Annotated in this window: 15 protein-coding genes; 4 read left to right on the top strand and 11 right to left on the bottom strand. The window is 39.6% G+C overall.

The genetic code is table 11. The features are described from left to right. The first annotated feature begins 4 nt into the window (after window positions 1-4). From O0V13_RS02395 to O0V13_RS02385, 3 genes are read left to right on the top strand one after another with little or no spacing between them, the layout of a single operon-like run. On the top strand, window positions 5-427 hold the full coding sequence (locus O0V13_RS02395) for a VOC family protein (RefSeq protein WP_268033388.1): 423 nt from the start codon (window positions 5-7) through the stop codon (window positions 425-427). 3 nt (window positions 428-430) lie between these two features. Continuing rightward, window positions 431-1,504, top strand: a complete 1,074-nt coding sequence (locus O0V13_RS02390) for an aminotransferase class I/II-fold pyridoxal phosphate-dependent enzyme (protein WP_268033387.1) — start codon at window positions 431-433, stop codon at window positions 1,502-1,504. After that, window positions 1,494-2,732, top strand: a complete 1,239-nt coding sequence (locus tag O0V13_RS02385; protein ID WP_268033386.1) for a serine hydrolase — start codon at window positions 1,494-1,496, stop codon at window positions 2,730-2,732. The genes O0V13_RS02390 and O0V13_RS02385 overlap by 11 nt, the downstream gene beginning before the upstream one ends. A gap of 328 nt (window positions 2,733-3,060) precedes the next feature. Here O0V13_RS02385 and O0V13_RS02380 read toward each other — a convergent pair whose 3' ends face one another. The 5 genes from O0V13_RS02380 to O0V13_RS02360 form a co-directional block, all read right to left on the bottom strand. Continuing rightward, a complete protein-coding gene (locus O0V13_RS02380) occupies window positions 3,061-5,268 on the bottom strand; it encodes a DUF5916 domain-containing protein (RefSeq protein ID WP_268033385.1) in 2,208 nt (735 codons plus the stop codon). Window positions 5,269-5,355: 87 nt separating this feature from the next. Further along, window positions 5,356-5,784 carry a secondary thiamine-phosphate synthase enzyme YjbQ gene (locus O0V13_RS02375; RefSeq protein WP_268033384.1) on the bottom strand — a complete coding sequence of 143 codons (429 nt, stop codon included), beginning with the start codon at window positions 5,782-5,784 and terminating at the stop codon, window positions 5,356-5,358. Window positions 5,785-5,858: 74 nt separating this feature from the next. After that, window positions 5,859-6,302 (bottom strand): hypothetical protein, encoded by a 444-nt coding sequence (locus O0V13_RS02370; RefSeq protein ID WP_268033383.1) that lies wholly within the window; start codon window positions 6,300-6,302, stop codon window positions 5,859-5,861. 62 nt (window positions 6,303-6,364) lie between these two features. Beyond that, entirely contained in the window at window positions 6,365-7,207 is an 843-nt protein-coding gene (locus tag O0V13_RS02365; RefSeq protein WP_268033382.1) for a fumarylacetoacetate hydrolase family protein, read from the bottom strand. 19 nt (window positions 7,208-7,226) lie between these two features. After that, complete coding sequence (locus O0V13_RS02360) at window positions 7,227-7,595, bottom strand: DUF1304 domain-containing protein (RefSeq protein ID WP_268033381.1); 369 nt, start codon at window positions 7,593-7,595, stop codon at window positions 7,227-7,229. A gap of 110 nt (window positions 7,596-7,705) precedes the next feature. On the opposite strand from O0V13_RS02360, the gene O0V13_RS02355 reads away from it, so the two are divergent. After that, entirely contained in the window at window positions 7,706-9,085 is a 1,380-nt protein-coding gene (locus O0V13_RS02355; protein WP_268033380.1) for a methyltransferase RsmF C-terminal domain-like protein, read from the top strand. On the opposite strand, the gene O0V13_RS02350 is transcribed toward O0V13_RS02355, so the two are convergent. The 6 genes from O0V13_RS02350 to secA all read right to left on the bottom strand — a co-directional run bounded on the left by O0V13_RS02350 (window position 9,086) and on the right by secA (window position 17,659). Beyond that, complete coding sequence (locus O0V13_RS02350) at window positions 9,086-9,736, bottom strand: response regulator transcription factor (RefSeq protein ID WP_268033379.1); 651 nt, start codon at window positions 9,734-9,736, stop codon at window positions 9,086-9,088. An 11-nt stretch (window positions 9,737-9,747) separates the two neighbouring features. After that, window positions 9,748-11,610 (bottom strand): tetratricopeptide repeat-containing sensor histidine kinase, encoded by a 1,863-nt coding sequence (locus O0V13_RS02345; protein ID WP_268033378.1) that lies wholly within the window; start codon window positions 11,608-11,610, stop codon window positions 9,748-9,750. An 85-nt stretch (window positions 11,611-11,695) separates the two neighbouring features. Continuing rightward, window positions 11,696-12,469 (bottom strand): S1/P1 nuclease, encoded by a 774-nt coding sequence (locus O0V13_RS02340; RefSeq protein ID WP_268033377.1) that lies wholly within the window; start codon window positions 12,467-12,469, stop codon window positions 11,696-11,698. 91 nt (window positions 12,470-12,560) lie between these two features. After that, entirely contained in the window at window positions 12,561-13,751 is a 1,191-nt protein-coding gene (locus O0V13_RS02335; RefSeq protein ID WP_268033587.1) for a M20 metallopeptidase family protein, read from the bottom strand. Continuing rightward, window positions 13,732-14,274 carry a hypothetical protein gene (locus O0V13_RS02330; RefSeq protein WP_268033376.1) on the bottom strand — a complete coding sequence of 181 codons (543 nt, stop codon included), beginning with the start codon at window positions 14,272-14,274 and terminating at the stop codon, window positions 13,732-13,734. The genes O0V13_RS02335 and O0V13_RS02330 overlap by 20 nt, the downstream gene beginning before the upstream one ends. Window positions 14,275-14,278: 4 nt before the next feature. Next, on the bottom strand, window positions 14,279-17,659 hold the full coding sequence (gene secA / locus O0V13_RS02325) for a preprotein translocase subunit SecA (protein WP_268033375.1): 3,381 nt from the start codon (window positions 17,657-17,659) through the stop codon (window positions 14,279-14,281). Between the last annotated feature and the right edge of the window lie 7 nt (window positions 17,660-17,666).

Genomic DNA, 17,666 nt, shown 5'->3' with positions numbered 1-17,666 from the left:
CATTATGGGCCAATTTAAACCCTTTCACTTAGCATTCCCGATTCGGGATATTGAGGAAACCAGAGCCTTTTATGGAGACCTTCTGGGATGCGATATAGGAAGAAGTACTGACAAATGGATCGATTTCAACTTCTTCGGCCATCAACTTTCCGCACATATCAAACTTGAGGAGCTTGCCAATGCCAAAACCAATGAAGTAGACGGAAAAAATGTCCCTGTGCGTCATTTTGGAGCAATCCTCCCTTGGGACGAATGGCATGAACTCGCGGATAAATTGAAAAATCATGGGATTGAGTTTGTTATCGAACCTTACATTCGTTTCAAAGGAGAAGTAGGAGAGCAAGCAACCATGTTTTTCTTAGATCCTTGTGGAAATGCCCTTGAATTCAAATCTTTTCAGGACGAAAGTCAAATCTTTGCCAAGTAAGCTATGGCTGGAAAAATCCATTTTTTAGAAGAAGGAATTGGTAGAACAATCCAATTGGAAGGGAGAGAATTTCTCTATTTCAGCGGCACATCTTACCTCGGAATGACTCAAAATCCAGAGTTTTTGAAAAGCATTTCTCATCATCTTCAAAAATGGGGGTCCAATCATGGACAAAGTAGACTTAATAACATTCGAATTCCTGTTTTTGATGAATTTGAATCGTATTTCTCAGAAAATTCCGGAGCAGAGGATGCCGCGGCCCTAAGCTCTGGTTTTATAGCCGGAATCGTCTCAACCCAACTTTTGGCAAAAGATGCTGATAAAATTTGGATTGCTCCCGATGCTCATCCTGCAATTCTTCCAGAAGGCCTGTTTCCAAATACTCAATTAAGTTTTACACAATGGAAAAACGAGTGTTTAGGGACTTCAAAAAGCCTAAAATCACAAAGAATATTGATTCTGGGGAATGCAGTTGATGCCTTTACAGCACAAATCCATGATTACTCTTGGATAAAGGAAATTTCGGATTCCCATGAAGTAACTTTTTTGGTGGATGATAGCCATGCCTTTGGGGTTTTAGGAAAAAGAATCTTCGGCACATACATTCAATGGAATGCCCCCACCTACAATTTAGTAGTATGTGGTTCGCTCGGAAAAGGGCTGGCAATTCCAGCCGGGATAGTCTTGGGAAATCGCGAAACAATCCAAAAGTTAAGAGGAACGGCTCTCTATGGAGGAGCTTCACCTGGTTCGCCGGCACATTTAGCTGCATTTTTAGAATGTCAGAGCGTATTTGAAAGTCAACAAACTGGACTTTTTAAAAATTGCCTAGAGTTTTACAAGGCCATTTCAGAAATTCAAGAGATCGAGGGCTTGTCAAACTATCCTGTTTTCAAATTGACAAAGGATTCTTGGATTCCAAAATTGGAAGAGGAAGGAATCATCATTTCCTCCTTTAGATATCCCACTGTCGATTCTCCATTGATCAACCGAATTATTATATCGGCATTCCACCAACCCGATGATATATCGCATCTGGTTCAAACTCTCAAAGAATTGAAATCTAATGAAGCATAATCTTCTATTCCTATCCTTCATCTCTTTTACGATCCTGTTTTCTTGTACCCAAAAGAAAGAAGTTCCTTTTGTAGATGGAATAGAAGACTATCCCACGCTTCAAAAAGTACTTTCTGAAAAGGATAAATACGAAGTGCAGATTCTATTTTCTAGTATAGATCAAAATGAACATGGTCTCCCGATATATGAAGACCATTCTTTCAATCTGGATGATCAAAAGTACTTTTACCCCGCTTCTACAGTAAAACTTCCGGTGGCATTACTTGCTTTGGAATGGCTCAATGAACAAGGAATTGAGGGGTTGGATAGGAATACAACACTTTTGATTGATTCAGTTCGTCCTTCACAAGTTCCTGCTTATGTAGACTTTTCGTCAAAAGATTCTCTTCCAAGTATCGGTCACTACATCAAAAAAATCCTGATTGTCTCAGATAATGATGCCTATAATCGACTCTATGAAGTTCTTGGATTAGATTATATCAATCAAAAACTGAAAGAAAAAGGACTAAATAACACTGTAATCAGTCAGCGTCTTAGTTTTCCTATCAGCCCGGAGGAAAACCGATATTTCAATCCAGTGAAGTTTGTCGATGTCAATGGTTCCATGTTGCTTGAGTTACCTGAAAGACACACTGAGACGGATTTCCATGTCCCAACCAAGCCACAAATCGGAAAAGCTCATTACAAAAATGACTCCCTGATTCAGGATCCCATGGATTTTACCTACAAGAATAAATTTCCACTAACGGACTTACATGGAGTTATTCAAAGAATCATTTATCCGATGGCATTTCCTGAGGCAGAGCGATTCAATATCACGGAAGAACAGCGGGAATTTGTGATGAAGTATATGAGCATGCTTCCCAGAGAAAGTGATTTTCCGAAATATGAGCTCCCGGAATTCTACGACTCCTATTCCAAATTCTTCAAGTTTGGAACTTCAAAAGACTCAATTCCTTCCCAATACCGGATTTTCAATAAAACAGGCTGGTCTTATGGCTACCTGATCGACGGAACTTACTTCGTAGATTTTGAAAACGAGGTGGAGTTTTTCGTTTCTGCAGTTGTCTATTCAAATGAGGACGAGATCCTGAATGATGACAATTATGAATATGAGGAAATAGGTCTTCCTTTTTTCAGTGAATTGGGAGAATACCTTTATCAACTAGAATTGAAACGGAAAAAGCTGATTAGACCGAATTTTGAAAACTTAAAAAATCTCCGCTAATTGACCTGAATTTATTTTTTTAAACATCATAAAAATGTCCTTCTTGCAAAATCTCAAGGAATTTTTGCTTTATAAAATCAATTACATTCCAACCCTACCATTTGGATTTGGTACTGTGTTTTTCTCAAGAGTATTTGACCGCCTGGGGCTTCCTCTTAATTGGAATGCCTGAATGAGCCAGAAACATTCTTTCATTTGATTTTCAACTTGATTACTTGGTCTCTAGTTTCATACTATTTCTTCTGGCTTCCCAATCGCGAGAATTGGAGAGAAAAAAGAAACAAAAGGAAATGGATCAGGAATGAAACCCTCGGCGTTTCCTTTTCTATTAAAGATTTAACCAATAATTCAGCTTAAATACCAAGGAGCGTTGCTTTGGAGTGAAATCACTTGGGTAATAATTATCTGTATACACCAGGAAGAAATCTGAAACAGGAGCAAATCTCCATTGCAATCGGGTATTGATATTCAGGTTATCAATCTGATTATTGTACTGGATAAATGTTGTCCAAAATAGCTTTTTGGTAAAAGTTAAATCGATTCGGGGCCCAACCAAAACCAAGTCTGCATCACTTTGTGGAGCTGGAAGACGAATTCTGGCATAATTGAAATTCATGGAAATGTTAGCCATATAGCCCAATCGTAAGCCTAGTTCACTGACTAAGCTAAAATAGTTTCCAGTAAAATACTCCCCTCCATCTCCCGTCATTCTAACATTAAAGACATTCCTCGGATTACTTCTGAATTCAAAACCAAGAGTTTGAGTATAATAATCTGTTCCTGCAGGCAATTTCTCACCTCCAGTACGAGTAGGATCAAAATCCTGAAACAAATACAGGTATCTGTTCTTTTGTGTCAATGTCAACTCAGCAAAAGAATTAAACCGGACTGTATAACTGATGTTATAATCTCGATCTGTTGTTCCAATAGTTTCATTCCAATATCCTTCAAACTCCAACTTAGGCCCATGTCGATTAATTAAGCTAGAATTGGGGTAAAACATATAAGAAATATCAGGATTGAACCTTTTAAAATCAGATCTGGGTAAAAAGCCAACTTCAGGATTGAAATCCTTTCCAATATCCTGAATACTCACACTTCCTCCCCAATGGATATCACTGAAAAGCATATATGCATTGAAGGAATAAGGTTTTACTGTTTCACGTGACTCGAAAGTTCTATGATAAAAGGCCTTACCTGTCCATTTACCATTGGCAGAATTGAGATTAAAATCCATTCCAATGAGTCGGTTATATTCATCAGGGTTAAAAAGCGACTTATATTCATCTAAACCCAAAGACTCCTTATCCACATAGATCAAACCGATATTGGATCGTTCAAAAACCTTTTTTTGAATTGCTAAGACAGAGAAATTTTTCCCTGAAATTCCTGCTTCGGTATCTGTTGCAGTCTGCATGTTCATGGCTCCAATTCGCCAGTCTTCATTTATTTTTCCACTCAGCCTTGCTCCATAGATAATTTTACTTTGCACATTTTGCCCAGTTGCAGAATCAATATCAACACCAATTCTTCTTGAGAAAAAAGCTTTGGATCTTTGCTGACCAAAGCTGTCAAATAAATCTCCATTCTCGAGAAAAAATTGTCTTCTTTCTGGAAAAAATATTTCGAATCTATCCAGATTAGTCACCTGCTGATCCACCTCCACTTGAGAAAAATCAGGATTAAATGTCAAATCCAAATTCATCGCTGGGCCTATTCCAACCTTGGCATCCCCACCAACAGCAGGTTTGAAAGGTTCACTGGTATTTTCCAGGAAATTTTTAGAGGTCTTCCCAGCCACATAGGGAATCAGGGAAATATTAGCAGAATTCTTTTTCAAAGGCTCCTCAAAAATCAACTTCCTATTGAAGGCAATAGAAGACATATTGAAATTACGTGGGAGAGGAGACCAGGAGCTTCTTTCTCCCGCATCACTGTCTATTCTGTAAAAATTAATATTCCAGTTTTGGGCTCCATCTTTAAATCGTACTGTCGATAATGGAATAATTGCCTCCACCTGCCAATGATTTTCAAAAATTTTTGCCTCCGCATACCATTTATTATCCCAAGCTAAACTCAAATCTTCAGATTTATTTCCACCATTGGAAATCAAACCCTCCCTTTGAACTCCATAAGGATTTACACCAAACTGAAAAGCATTGGTTTTATCATTGAATGTATCGAAAACAAAAGTGATCCCGTCATTTTGAGCACCACGATAATCTCTACGCAAGGAAGTGGACACATATTCTCTGGGTCCCAAATTTTCCATCACTGCAGCGATGTACAAATTGTTATCGTCAAAAGCGATCTTAACACGGGATTGAGCAATTGCCAGTGAAGTATCTGAGGGAAAATACTGCATGAATTCACCATTCCAACCTTCTGGTCCCCAGATTTCTTCATCCAAATTTCCATCCAAAACAATGGGGTCATTTACTTTATAGGCAAAAGCATTCGAAGTATGCTCTTGTCCAAAAGCCGATCCACTAATCAGTAGAACCGCCAAAAGACAGGTGGGTAATAGAATTCTCATAGTATAGCTGATTCCACAAAAATAAAATTGTTTCTAGGCCAGCAGAACAAAATTTTATAAGTGGTGGGAATGGATTTTAGCTAAGGTTTAAGAACTTCCACAGGCGGTTAACAAAAGCCTTCTTCCTGAGGCAAATTTCCTGAATTCGCAGAGATAAACTCCTTGCCAAATTCCAAGCGCGAGTTTTCCACCAGAAATGGGGATTTGAAGCGAAGAATCAAAAAAACTGGCTTTAATGTGCGCAGGCATATCATCTGGACCTTCATAAGTGTGGATAAACCGTGGATAAGTTTCAGGAATCAACTCATTTACAAAGGTTTGGAAGTCTTTTCTTACCGTTGGGTCCGCATTTTCATTGATTGTCAAAGCCGCAGAAGTGTGCTGGATAAAAACTTGTAAAAATCCCACTTTTATATGACGAATTTCAGGAATGGCTTCTTCAACCAAATCGGTGATCAAATGATAGCCTTGAGAATAGCGAGGAAGTTGTAGCGGTTTTTGGAAGAATTGACTCATTCCACAAAATAAAGAAAGGCTGACTCTTTTCAGAAATCAGCCTTCAATTTTCAATTAGATATTTCTCAAGAAGTCTATTGTCTTTCGAAATACAAGTTGGGTCCATCACATGCTCCCCAAGAACCCCTGATCGTATTAGAATCCACAAATGAAAAATACTCACTATCCATTCCACAGTTATGAATCAATCCAAATGCACCGCGCTCCCTATCTTCTAAATAAGTTTCCTGATCATATTGGAAAATAATATTATCACGGTTATATAACTCATCTTTTCCTTTTTCATAAGTACCATCCAATTCAAACTCACCGATGAATTTGGTGAAAGTCCCATCTTTTCTCAATTCATAATAATAGAGGGAATCCGTTATTGGAACGATTCCATTTTCAGGCATCCAAACGGAAAAATATCCAGCTAAAACCCACTTCTGAGGAAATTCAGCCAGTGACGGGTTTTCGTTCTCATGACAAGAAAATAGAATAGTAATTAACAGTGAAAGCAATAAAAATCTTCTCATTTTTGAAAATTTAGGATTCATTTATCCACACGTAAATAATTGAGGAAATGCTACAATATTATTCAAATCAAACCTACTGTATTTTCTAGTGTTCCAATTCCTTCGATGGAAATTTTCACTTCATCCCCCTTTGCTAAAGTAAAATCATCTGGCACAATCCCCGTACCTGTCATCAGAAAGCAACCCACTGGGAATGTGTTTCCTCTAAATAACCAACCGGCTAATTCCTGTGGTTTTCGTTTTAATTGTGTCAAATTGGTTTTTCCAGAAGCTGCTAACTCTCCATTTCTATAGATTTCTAAGGAAATTTCAGTGCTTTCAGAAATAGAATCTTGAATCAAAATACAAGGACCGATGGATGCACAGCCCTGATAGACTTTAGCTTGCGGTAGATATAATGGATTTTCACCTTCGATACTTCGGCTGCTCATATCATTACCAACAGTAAATCCCTGGACTTTTCCTGATGGAGAAATCAACAAAGTCAACTCCGGTTCGGGCACATCCCAAGTAGAGTCTTTCCGGATATTCACTTTTCCTCCAGGGGAAGAAACGCGAGAAGGAGTGGCTTTGAAAAATAATTCCGGTCGATCAGCCGCATAGACTTTGTCATAAAAATCTGCTCCGCCCGCATCTTGAGATTCTTCCATCCGGGCAGTTCGGCTTCGATAATAAGTCACACCTGCTGCCCAGATCTCTTGCGTGCCCATTGGAGCCAATAATTCTTCTTTGATTAGGGACTCAGCATTAGCACTAGAAATTTTTTCCCAAGTCTGACTTTCTTTGGTGAGGAGAGATTTCAGATTTTCTCGTCCCAATAAATCATCCCAATCCAATTCCGGTCCAAGTAGAAATTCGGACTCAATTTCTAAAAGTGTTTGGTTGGGCAGTTTATACAATTTCATAAATAATAGGTTTATGGATTTATAGATTAGAAATTACGATCAAGAGAATTCCGATCAGCGCAGGAATGCCCTGAACAATGAATATTTTTTTACTGACAGAATAGGCTCCAAAAATTCCTGCGATCAAAACACAGGAAAGAAAGAACAGTGCTACTTGTTGAGAAAAATAAGGATCAGCGTGAAGGAGAGACCAGATCAAACCGGCAGCCAAAAAACCATTATACAAACCTTGATTGGCGGCCATACTTTTGGTTTTGGAGTAGTACTCTTTTGGATTACCCCGAAATAGTCTCGCTCCAAAAGTCTCCCAAGCAAACATTTCAAACCAAAGAAAAAACAAATGCTGGATGGCAACCAGCAGAACAATAGCCTTCAGAACGTATTCCATAGAGTTGATTTTTTCTGAATTTAAAGATTATTAGCTACTTATCTTACTTGTTAATCCTAGATAAAGACTGCTTTGGATCAATTTTTTATCTTTGGCAAAAATTCAATCTCATGTCCATTTCTCTTCCTTCAGATTTTCAAAGCAGAATGAAATCCCAATTGGGAGAAGTGGAATATGAACTCTTTGAAAAAGCCATCAATCAGGACTCCAAAACATCCATTCGGATCAACGCTGATAAGTCAAGCCAGGCTCCGGAAGTTTCTGAACAGATTTCCTGGACTGAGAATGGTTACTTTTTGAAAGAAAGGCCTTCTTTCACGCTGGACCCAAGTTTTCATGCTGGAGCTTATTATGTGCAAGAGGCCTCTTCTATGTTTATAGATCATATTCTGCGCTCTCTTCAGGTTCCCAAAGAATTGTTTCTGGATCTTTCAGCAGCACCGGGAGGAAAGTCAACTCTTTTAAGTAGTTATTTGGGAAAAGATGGATTTCTGGTGGCCAATGAGGTGATCCAATCACGGGCTCAGATTTTAAAAGAAAATGTGATCAAATGGGGGTTGGGGAATACCTTGGTAAGCAATAATGATCCTGAGCATTTCGAACCATTGGAAGGATTCTTTGATTTGGTTTTGGTGGATGCACCATGCTCAGGAGAAGGAATGTTTCGCAAAGATCCGCAGGCGAGAAATGAATGGTCTATGGATCATGTGACACTGTGTGCTTCCAGACAAAAAAGGATAATGGATCGTGCAGGAAGCTTGGTTGCCGCCAGCGGATATCTGATTTACAGCACTTGCACTTTCAACGAAAAGGAAAATGAAGAAATGATTGAGTTTCTGACTTCAGAGTTTTCCTACAAACCCGTAAGAATTCCATTGGATCCCAATTGGAATATCCGGGAAACCCAAGTAGAAACTGAGGACGGCACCTTCTATGGCTATCGCTTTTATCCGCATTTGGTGGATGGGGAAGGCTTTTTTGTGACAGTCATGCAGCGACCAGATGATGCCTATATTTTGCCTCCGGGAAAGATCAAAGATTACAAACACCCCTTTTTGAAAGAAGTAAGTCCAAAAGATTCCAATGCAATTGATAAGGAGTTGGGATTCCCTCTTTCCGGACAATACTACCAATTGAATGATTCATATTTCCGAATTGAATCCGATTGGAAAGCCTATTTTGAAAAGCTTACTCAGCACTTGAGCATTCGATATTTTGGAGTAGAAATTGGGAAAAAGCAGAAAAATGACTGGATCCCTTCTCATGAATGGGCACTTTCTACTCTTCCAAAAAATGGATTTCAGATAGTAAACATTGAGAAAGATCAAGCATTGGAATTCCTTCGAAAAAATGATCCTGTAATTGAAGATATGCCTACGGGTTGGATCATGGTAACATATAACTCACTTCCCTTGGGTTGGATCAAAAATCTAGGGAATCGAATCAACAACTACTATCCCAAAGAGTGGAGAATTCGGATTCAAGATTGATTATCCATCAATAATCCGATTTTTAACTGCTTTCTGCACTGCCTCCAATTTGCTATGAACCTGAAGTTTTTGGTAAATATTTTCAATATGCTTCCGGACCGTTTTAGGAGAAATAAATAGATTCTCGCCAATCTGATTGTAGTTCAATCCCTTGGCTATCTGCTCCAAGATTTCTACCTCTCTTTTGGTTAAAGAAATTTCTTCTTTCGGTTCGTCAAACGTGGGTGGGTTTCTCAATAATTTGAGAGTCTTCAAAGCAATGGAAGGAGTCATGGCGGCTCCTCCATCCAAAGTATCCAGAATTCCCTGATACAAAGTCGGCGGATCAACTTCTTTCAAAAAATAGCCATTTGCTCCAGCTTGAATCGATCTGAAAATATTCTCATCGTCATCAAAGACTGTCAACATGATCGTTTTGATCTGAGGATAAAGCTGAGAAATTCTGGAAACTGCTTCAATTCCTGTCATTTTAGGCATTTCGATATCCATCAAAACGACTTGAACATTGGGATCTTTTTCAAGCTTTTCAAGAAATTCCTGCCCGTTCGAACCAGAAAACTTCACCTCCAGGTCTGGATAAAATGACAGTTTTTCCAAAACTGCTTTTAATAAAAATGAATTGTCCTCTGCGATAGCAATTTTGATGGACATAAAAAGATTAATTAACTCACCAATATTTCAGTGCCCTGGCCTTCAGAGCTCTTAATCTCAAATTCTTTCCCGATTCTTTGAGCGCGAGTTTTCATCGTATTCATCCCATTTCCAAACGGGTTTTCTCCAGAAATACCCACGCCATCATCGGTAACCTTTAATTTGATCTTTTCATCCTCCAAAAACAAATCCACTTCGATTTTTGAAGCCTTGGCATATTTGATGGAATTATTCACAGCCTCTTGGACTATCCTATAAAAGTTAACACCTTCGATGGAATTCAATTTCAATTCTGTATCGATATGGGGATCCAGATTAAATTCAAACTCAATAGTTGGACAGGATTGCCGGGCTTTCGCAAACAAATTTTGAATTCGGGAATGTAATTCTTCAATAGAGATACTTTCCTTATTCATTGCCCAAATAGTATCTCGGAGCTCATTCACGGTTTCCACAGTAAATCCTGAAATCTGGTCGATTTTAGTAGATAAAACTTCCTTACTCAGGTTCCCAAACTTTAGATTACCCAAAGAAGAAACGATAAAGGTCAATTGTGAACCGATATTATCATGAAGATCCGAAGCGATGGAATCCCGTTGATCCTGAAGACGCTTTTGTGTTTGCTGCTCCAAATAAATAGCCTGAAGTTTTGCTTCTTGTTGTAAGTGGCGGGTTTTGTTTTTCTGCCTGTAATAGATAAAAAATCCCAAACCCAATAAAACCAAAAGAAATATGAGAAGTAACAGCAGTAAATTATTTCTGCTTTTTACTGTCAGTTCATGCTCAGCAACTTCCGCTCTGGATTCCGCCAATTCACGTTCTTTTTGCTCTACATCATATAAAGCTTCCATTTCGCTCATGGTTCGAAGTCTTTCTTCCTGGAAAATGGTATCCTTCAAGGCCGAATATTTTTCCAAAAATTCCATGGCACTTGTCAATTCACCCTTCTTTTTATGAAAGCGATACTCCTCGTATAAATAATCTCTTTTCTTCTCTGTTGAACCACTTTCCTGAACATAATAGGCTGCACTATCCATCAATTGTCGGGCATTGGCGAATTCACCCATATTAAAAGCAATGTTTGCGAGGTTCGTGAAATTAGTAGCTAGTCCGTAGGCAGGATAGCTGTCTTTTCGATTGAGCCCCAAAGCAATTTCCACCCACTTTCTGGCCTCTGCATATTTTTCCTGCTTCAAAAGTGTATTCCCTATATTGTTGAAGGTAAAAATCACTCGCATGCTGTCCAGATTCTCTATATCCTCTAAGACTTTGTAATGGTAAAAAAGTGCACTATCTGGCTTATTCCAATCGTCAAAATTGATTGCAATGCTGTTTAAAGCAAAAGCTTTGTAGGCGGGAATTGATTTAGAATAAGAATCCAAAACCTTCAATGCTCGTTTCCCATAATCCACACCTTGCTCATAGCTTTCCATATCATGGTAAATCACAGCGATATCCAGCAAATGATAGCCCATGAAATTTGAATCCAAAGAACTCTCTGTATGCTTAAGCCCATCCTGGGAAAATTGGAGCGCTTTTTCAAATTGTCCTGAAGCTTTATCAAGTCTGGTCAATCTGATATATGCCAGAGACACTAATTCAGGATTTAGCTTTGGGTCGATGTAATCAAGGCTATAAATAAAGGCTTCTTTGGCAGCTTGATTTTCTAATTTCAAATTGAATGATTCAGCTTTGAAATAATAATACAATCCGGAATCCGATTTTGAAAAAAGCTTGGATTCAGCCTCTTTCAGATAAAATCGGGAAGAATCAGGATTGGAATAAATACGACCTAGCTCTTTCTTCAGCTCTGCATTTTGAGCAAAAGAAATCCCAACAATTAAAAAGAAGAAGTTTGAAAAAAAATATTTCATGTGTCGGCAAAACCAATTTTAAAAATAAAAAAACAGCCCTTAGAAAAAAATCTGAAGGGCTGTTTATCAATGGATTTATAGGGAATTAACCGTAAATCTCTTCTAGTATCTGAACAAGTCTTACGCTGGCCGCAACCATTCTTTCCTCAGCTATCGGATACTTGAAATACATGTATTGATAGGAAATTCTCTTATTCTCTGGAAGGTCATATACTCTGTCTCTCACACTGACAGCTTCAGCGAGCCAATCCTGCATAGATTTCGCACGATAGTTCTCCTGCATTTCCGGAGTGATTCTTCTGTAAAGCTCCTCGGCAATTTCCGAATAGCTCATTCCTTGTCTATCAATCATCCCGCTGTCCCATAATGCATGAAGATTGGTAGGGTTTCCAAAAAATTCCAATCTTACGTCATTTCCACCTCTATCTTCACCAGTCCCCACATGCAAGGGTTGATGGATATCTTCCACTATATGTATGAGCATTTTCAACTTTTCAGCCTCAACTTCAGGAGTCAAACCACCTGTTATCAATTCTTTCTTGATTCGTTGAATGGCCTCATAAGCATCTCCTGTATTTTCTTGATGAGCAGGATCATATTCTCCATTCTTGGAAGTCAGGTAATGCCAAGAGTAAGCATAATTATAAGTGCTATCGGATTTGATTTCATCCATCCAAGTACCACTTCTTCCTATGGACATAGGATAAATGACTTTGTCCACCTTGCGAATAGTGGATTTTTTCATCTGCATCTCAGCCATCAAGCCAATGAGATAATGACCCAATTGTCCCCAAGCGAAAGTCTGGCTGTGGACAAATAGCAAAAGGATAAATATCCCGGCAGTTTTTAACTTCTTCATAAATGGAAAATTCTACCCAAATGTAAGTGAGAGAAATTATCTGAAAATGAATTGATCGTAAATTCTTATGAAAGGAAAATAGAAGCTCCCATTAGCTATTCTCTAACTCAGCTACTGCCAACCAAGCCATCAAACCAGCTCCAATTTCAAGGGCATCTTCTTCGATATCGAAAGTAGGTGTGTGAACTCCTGAAATGATTCCTTTGGCTTCATTTCTAGTTCCTAATCGATAGAAACACCCATCAATTTCCTGAGAATAGTAAGCGAAATCCTCCGCTGCCATCCAAATATCAAGATCTACAACATTTTCTTCACCCAAATAAGCTTTTGCAGCATCTGTGGCTCGAGCAGTCAATTCCGGATCATTTTTCAAAAATGGATATCCTTTTCTGATCTCAAAGTCAACTTCTCCTCCCATACCTTCGACCAAACCTTTGGCGATAGAAAGCATTTTTTCATGAGCTTTGGCTCTCCAATCTTCATTGAGTGTTCTAAAAGTCCCCTGAATCTTAACTTCATTTGGAATCACATTAGTTGCTCCCAAAGCCTCCACCTTTCCAAAAGAAAGAACCGAAGGAATTTTTGGACTTGCGGCACGGCTTACCACCTGCTGCAAAGCAACAATCATATGAGAAGCAATCAAAACAGGATCGATCAAGGTTTCTGGCATGGCTCCATGTCCTCCTTTTCCTTTGACAGTAATATAGATTTCATCTGCCGAAGCCATGTAGATTCCTTGTCTGAACCCCACTTTTCCTGCAGGAATAAAAGGCATTACGTGCTGCCCGATGATACCAGCTGGTTTAGGGTTTTCCAAAGCACCATCTTTGATCATATAGGAAGCTCCTCCTGGAGCAACTTCCTCTCCAGGTTGGAAAATCAATTTAATTGTTCCTTCAAACTGATCTTTGACTTCATTGAGGATCTTGGCAGCTCCCAAAAGTGAAGCCGTATGCGCATCATGCCCACAGGCATGCATCACACCTGGATTTTGCGATTTATAGGAAACATCATTTGCCTCGATGATCGGCAATGCATCCATATCTGCTCTTAGGGCTACAACTTTCTTTTCAGGGTTTTTTCCTTTAATCAAAGCAGTCCAACCTGTATTTGCTTTTTGCTCTAAATCAGAAATCCCGATTTCCTCCAGCTTCGAAGCCACATATTTGGCTGTTTCAAATTCCTGGTAAGAAAGTTCGGGATGGGAGTGAAGATGTCTTCTGTTGGCAATGACTTCTTCTTTATAGGCTTTCGCCAAAGATTTAATTTTGTCTTTCAGCATCATTGGTTTGAGATGGCACGGAGAATTCTTGTCTTTGAATTCTATCCGGGATGATCCGTGCTGATGGAAATTCTGTTTTTACTTGGTTAAAGCTTTTTAAAGCCTCCACCTTATAGGCAAATCGACCAACTTTCACCAAATATCTCGGCTGCTGGTATTGCAAATCTGCCTTCAAGTCAGGGAAAAGTTCATTGATCTTTTCCTGAGTTTCAAATGCTTCCTCGCGGTTCAAACCAGAATAGATCAAAACTTTATATCCATTGAAATAAGGCTCTGATTTATTCTTATCGTATTGCGCTTGGGCTAAATTATTCAATCTGGTATCCATCGCTTGAGGAGAGGTAGCAGGCTCAGCGGGTTGCTGAGCCTTTATTTTTTCCTCAAAACTTGGATAGGTGGGCAAAGACCCACTGAGATCTTCGGAATAAGAATCGTATGTGGAAGAACTTTTCACGGAAGAGCTACTTGTCTTACACGCAGTCATCAATCCCATAGCAACCAATATCCAAAGACCCTTTTTCATACTATTAATTTTCAATGATTACACACTTTCCGTCCTGAACGTCTTGCTCAACACTCTTATACTTAACGTCCGTTTTGGTAGTTCCATTGGTATATTGAACAGAAACTTTATCGTTTCTGCCATAGGACTTGTCTGACTTACGAGGAGCAACAACTTGTGGTGCTGGTCTTCCTGCACTCGCAGCTGCAGCAGCCGCACGATTTGCTCCTGGATTCAAGGTACTTCCGGCTTCTTCTTTAGATGCCTGAACTTGCGGTTCAGGTGCTCTTTGAGGTTGTGCTTGCTGAACTTGGGTTGGGTCTTGCTTAGGCAAATCAGCTCTTGACAAGAAGGAAACCATATCCTCATTCAACTTTCCGATGAATCTCTTGAACATCTCAAATGCTTCAAACTTATAGATCAACAATGGATCTTTTTGTTCATAAACAGCATTCTGTACAGACTGCTTCAAGTCATCCATATCTCTCAAATGCTCTTTCCAGTTTTGATCGATAATGGCAAGAGTTACGTTTTTCTCCACAGACCTGATCAATTCCTGACCTTCGGATTCCAACATTTTCTCTAGATTCACCACAACACCCATTTGCTTGATTCCATCAGAAATAGGCACCATGATATCTTTCACGGTGGCACCTCTTTCTTCCTGAACTCTTCTCAAAATTGGAAGAGCAGTGGTAGTAATCTGATTATTTTTCTTTTGATAGTTTTCAAAAGCAGCTTTGTAAAGCTCTTCGGTAAGCACCTGTGCTGGTTTGGTTTTCAGATCATTTTCTGAAATCTGATAATCCAATCCCAAAGAAGTAAAGATGTTCATTCGAAGATTCTCGAAATCCTCGGTGGATTTACCCATCTCGACTAAGCTTTCGCAGACATCATACATCACATTCAAGATGTCTAGCTCCAGACGCTCACCTTTCAAGGCATTTTTACGACGCTTGTAAACCACCTCACGTTGAGAGTTCATTACATCATCGTATTCCAATAGTCTCTTACGAGTACCAAAGTTGTTTTCCTCTACTTTACGCTGAGCACGTTCGATGGATTTGGTAATCATGGAATGCTGGATCACTTCTCCTTCTTCCAAGCCCATTCTATCCATCAACTTCGCAATACGATCAGAACCGAACAAACGCATCAAGGAATCTTCCAAGGAAACAAAGAACTGGGAAGAACCCACATCCCCTTGACGACCAGCACGACCTCTCAACTGTCTATCTACACGACGAGATTCATGTCTTTCTGTACCAATAATCGCCAGACCACCTGCTTTTCTAGATTCAGCAGACAATTTGATATCCGTACCACGACCCGCCATGTTGGTTGCGATAGTTACAGTTCCAGCCTTTCCTGCTTCTGCTACTACATCCGCTTCACGGGCGTGTTGCTTCGCGTTCAATACTTGGTGAGGAATCTTTTTCAAAGTGAGCATTCTACTCAATACCTCAGAAATCTCTACTGAAGTAGTACCCACCAAGACAGGTCTACCAGCTGCTACCAATTCATTGATTTCGTCTACTACTGCATTGAATTTCTCACGGACAGTTTTGTAAACTTTATCTTCTCTATCGTCTCGTTGGATTGGTCTATTGGTAGGAATTACCACCACATCCAATTTGTAGATTTCCCAGAATTCGCCAGCTTCAGTCTCCGCTGTACCTGTCATACCAGACAGTTTGTGGTACATTCTGAAGTAGTTCTGCAAAGTGATCGTCGCATAAGTCTGAGTAGCGTCTTCCACTTTTACATTTTCTTTGGCTTCGATCGCTTGGTGCAATCCGTCAGAATAACGACGTCCTTCCATCACACGACCAGTTTGCTCATCTACGATTTTCACTTTTCCATCCACAATGATGTACTCTGTGTCACGCTCAAACATACAGTACGCTTTCAAAAGCTGGTTTACAGTATGAATTCGCTGAGCTTTTACGCCATAATCTTTGATGACTTCCTCTTTCTTGATCAATTTTTCTTTATCGTCAAGAGATTCGTCTTTTTCCAATTCGGCAATAACCACTCCGATATCCGGCATGATGAAGAAAGAAGGATCTTCATTTTTGGTAGTCATGGTCTCGATACCTCTATCGGTCAAGTCGACTACATTACTTTTCTCATCGATAGTAAACAAAAGCGGTTCATCCGCCTCTGGCATATTTCTTTTATTATCCTGGAGATAGTAGTTCTCAGTTTTTTGCAAAACCACTCTGATTCCCGGTTCGGAAAGGTACTTAATCAATGGCTTATACTTCGGCATCCCTCTGTATGCTCTGAAAAGTGCCAAACCACCTTCTTTTTCATTTCCATCAGCAATCAGCTTTTTCGCAGATGCCAAATATCCTTGAATCAACTTACGCTGCTCTTCCACCAATGTGGAAACACGAGGCTTCATCTGATCAAATTCATGAACATCCCCACGAGGAACAGGTCCTGAAATAATCAATGGCGTTCTCGCATCATCAATCAATACGGAGTCGACCTCATCAATCATAGCAAAATGATGCTTTCCTTGCACCAAATCACCCTGATCACGAGCCATGTTGTCTCTTAGGTAATCGAAACCAAATTCATTGTTGGTACCATAGACGATATCGCAGTTGTATGCTTTTCTTCTACCTGGAGAATTCGGCTGATATTTATCAACACAGTCTACTGATAGTCCGTGGAATTCGAATAAAGGGGCATTCCATTCGGAGTCCCGCTTTGCCAAGTAATCGTTCACTGTTACCACATGAACTCCTCTACCTGCCAATGCATTCAGATAAGATGGAAGGGTAGAAACCAAAGTTTTACCTTCACCAGTAGCCATCTCGGCGATTTTACCTTTGTGCAAAACCATACCACCGATCAACTGAACATCGTAGTGGACCATATCCCAGACCACTTCGTTTCCAGCAGCCAGCCACTTGTTGTGCCAGATAGCTTTGTCTCCATCAATCTCTACATTCTGCTTTACTGCAGCCAATTCTTGATCGCGAATGGTGGCGGTAACCACCAACTTTCCATTTTCCTTAAATCGTCGAGCGGTTTCTTTGACTACGGCAAAAGCTCTTGGCATCACTCTTTCCAACACCTCTTCCAAGGAAGTATCTCTATCCTTCTCGATTTGCTCGATCTGGGTGAAAAGTTGGTCTTTTTGATGAATTGCTTCCGCTGGCAAGCCTTCGATTTCTGTTCTCAAGCTAGCAATTTGATCATCCAAGGATTTCAAATGCTCATTGATTTCGGCTTTGATCTCAGAAGTCTGGGCTCTAAGCTCGTCATCAGACAAGCTTTTGAATTCAGCAAAAATCTGGTTGATCTCCTGAACTTTGGGAAGTAATTCTTTGATATCTCTGTCGGATTTGGTTCCAAAAACTTTGGCTAATCCTTTTGCTATAAAATCTAACATGTTTGCT

It is taken from the genome of Algoriphagus sp. PAP.12, from assembly GCF_026652115.1.
Taxonomy (GTDB): domain Bacteria; phylum Bacteroidota; class Bacteroidia; order Cytophagales; family Cyclobacteriaceae; genus Algoriphagus.
The sequence above is the reverse complement of the archived record's forward strand: the minus strand, read 5'-3'. Positions and strand labels throughout refer to the sequence as shown.

Coding starts and splice junctions, on each gene's coding strand:
- O0V13_RS02395 (WP_268033388.1), top strand. CDS start 5: ATGGGCCAATTTAAACCCTTTCACTTAGCATTCCCGATTCGGGATATT.
- O0V13_RS02390 (WP_268033387.1), top strand. CDS start 431: ATGGCTGGAAAAATCCATTTTTTAGAAGAAGGAATTGGTAGAACAATC.
- O0V13_RS02385 (WP_268033386.1), top strand. CDS start 1,494: ATGAAGCATAATCTTCTATTCCTATCCTTCATCTCTTTTACGATCCTG.
- O0V13_RS02380 (WP_268033385.1), bottom strand. CDS start 5,268: ATGAGAATTCTATTACCCACCTGTCTTTTGGCGGTTCTACTGATTAGT.
- O0V13_RS02375 (WP_268033384.1), bottom strand. CDS start 5,784: ATGAGTCAATTCTTCCAAAAACCGCTACAACTTCCTCGCTATTCTCAA.
- O0V13_RS02370 (WP_268033383.1), bottom strand. CDS start 6,302: ATGAGAAGATTTTTATTGCTTTCACTGTTAATTACTATTCTATTTTCT.
- O0V13_RS02365 (WP_268033382.1), bottom strand. CDS start 7,207: ATGAAATTGTATAAACTGCCCAACCAAACACTTTTAGAAATTGAGTCC.
- O0V13_RS02360 (WP_268033381.1), bottom strand. CDS start 7,595: ATGGAATACGTTCTGAAGGCTATTGTTCTGCTGGTTGCCATCCAGCAT.
- O0V13_RS02355 (WP_268033380.1), top strand. CDS start 7,706: ATGTCCATTTCTCTTCCTTCAGATTTTCAAAGCAGAATGAAATCCCAA.
- O0V13_RS02350 (WP_268033379.1), bottom strand. CDS start 9,736: ATGTCCATCAAAATTGCTATCGCAGAGGACAATTCATTTTTATTAAAA.
- O0V13_RS02345 (WP_268033378.1), bottom strand. CDS start 11,610: ATGAAATATTTTTTTTCAAACTTCTTCTTTTTAATTGTTGGGATTTCT.
- O0V13_RS02340 (WP_268033377.1), bottom strand. CDS start 12,469: ATGAAGAAGTTAAAAACTGCCGGGATATTTATCCTTTTGCTATTTGTC.
- O0V13_RS02335 (WP_268033587.1), bottom strand. CDS start 13,751: ATGCTGAAAGACAAAATTAAATCTTTGGCGAAAGCCTATAAAGAAGAA.
- O0V13_RS02330 (WP_268033376.1), bottom strand. CDS start 14,274: ATGAAAAAGGGTCTTTGGATATTGGTTGCTATGGGATTGATGACTGCG.
- secA (WP_268033375.1), bottom strand. CDS start 17,659: ATGTTAGATTTTATAGCAAAAGGATTAGCCAAAGTTTTTGGAACCAAA.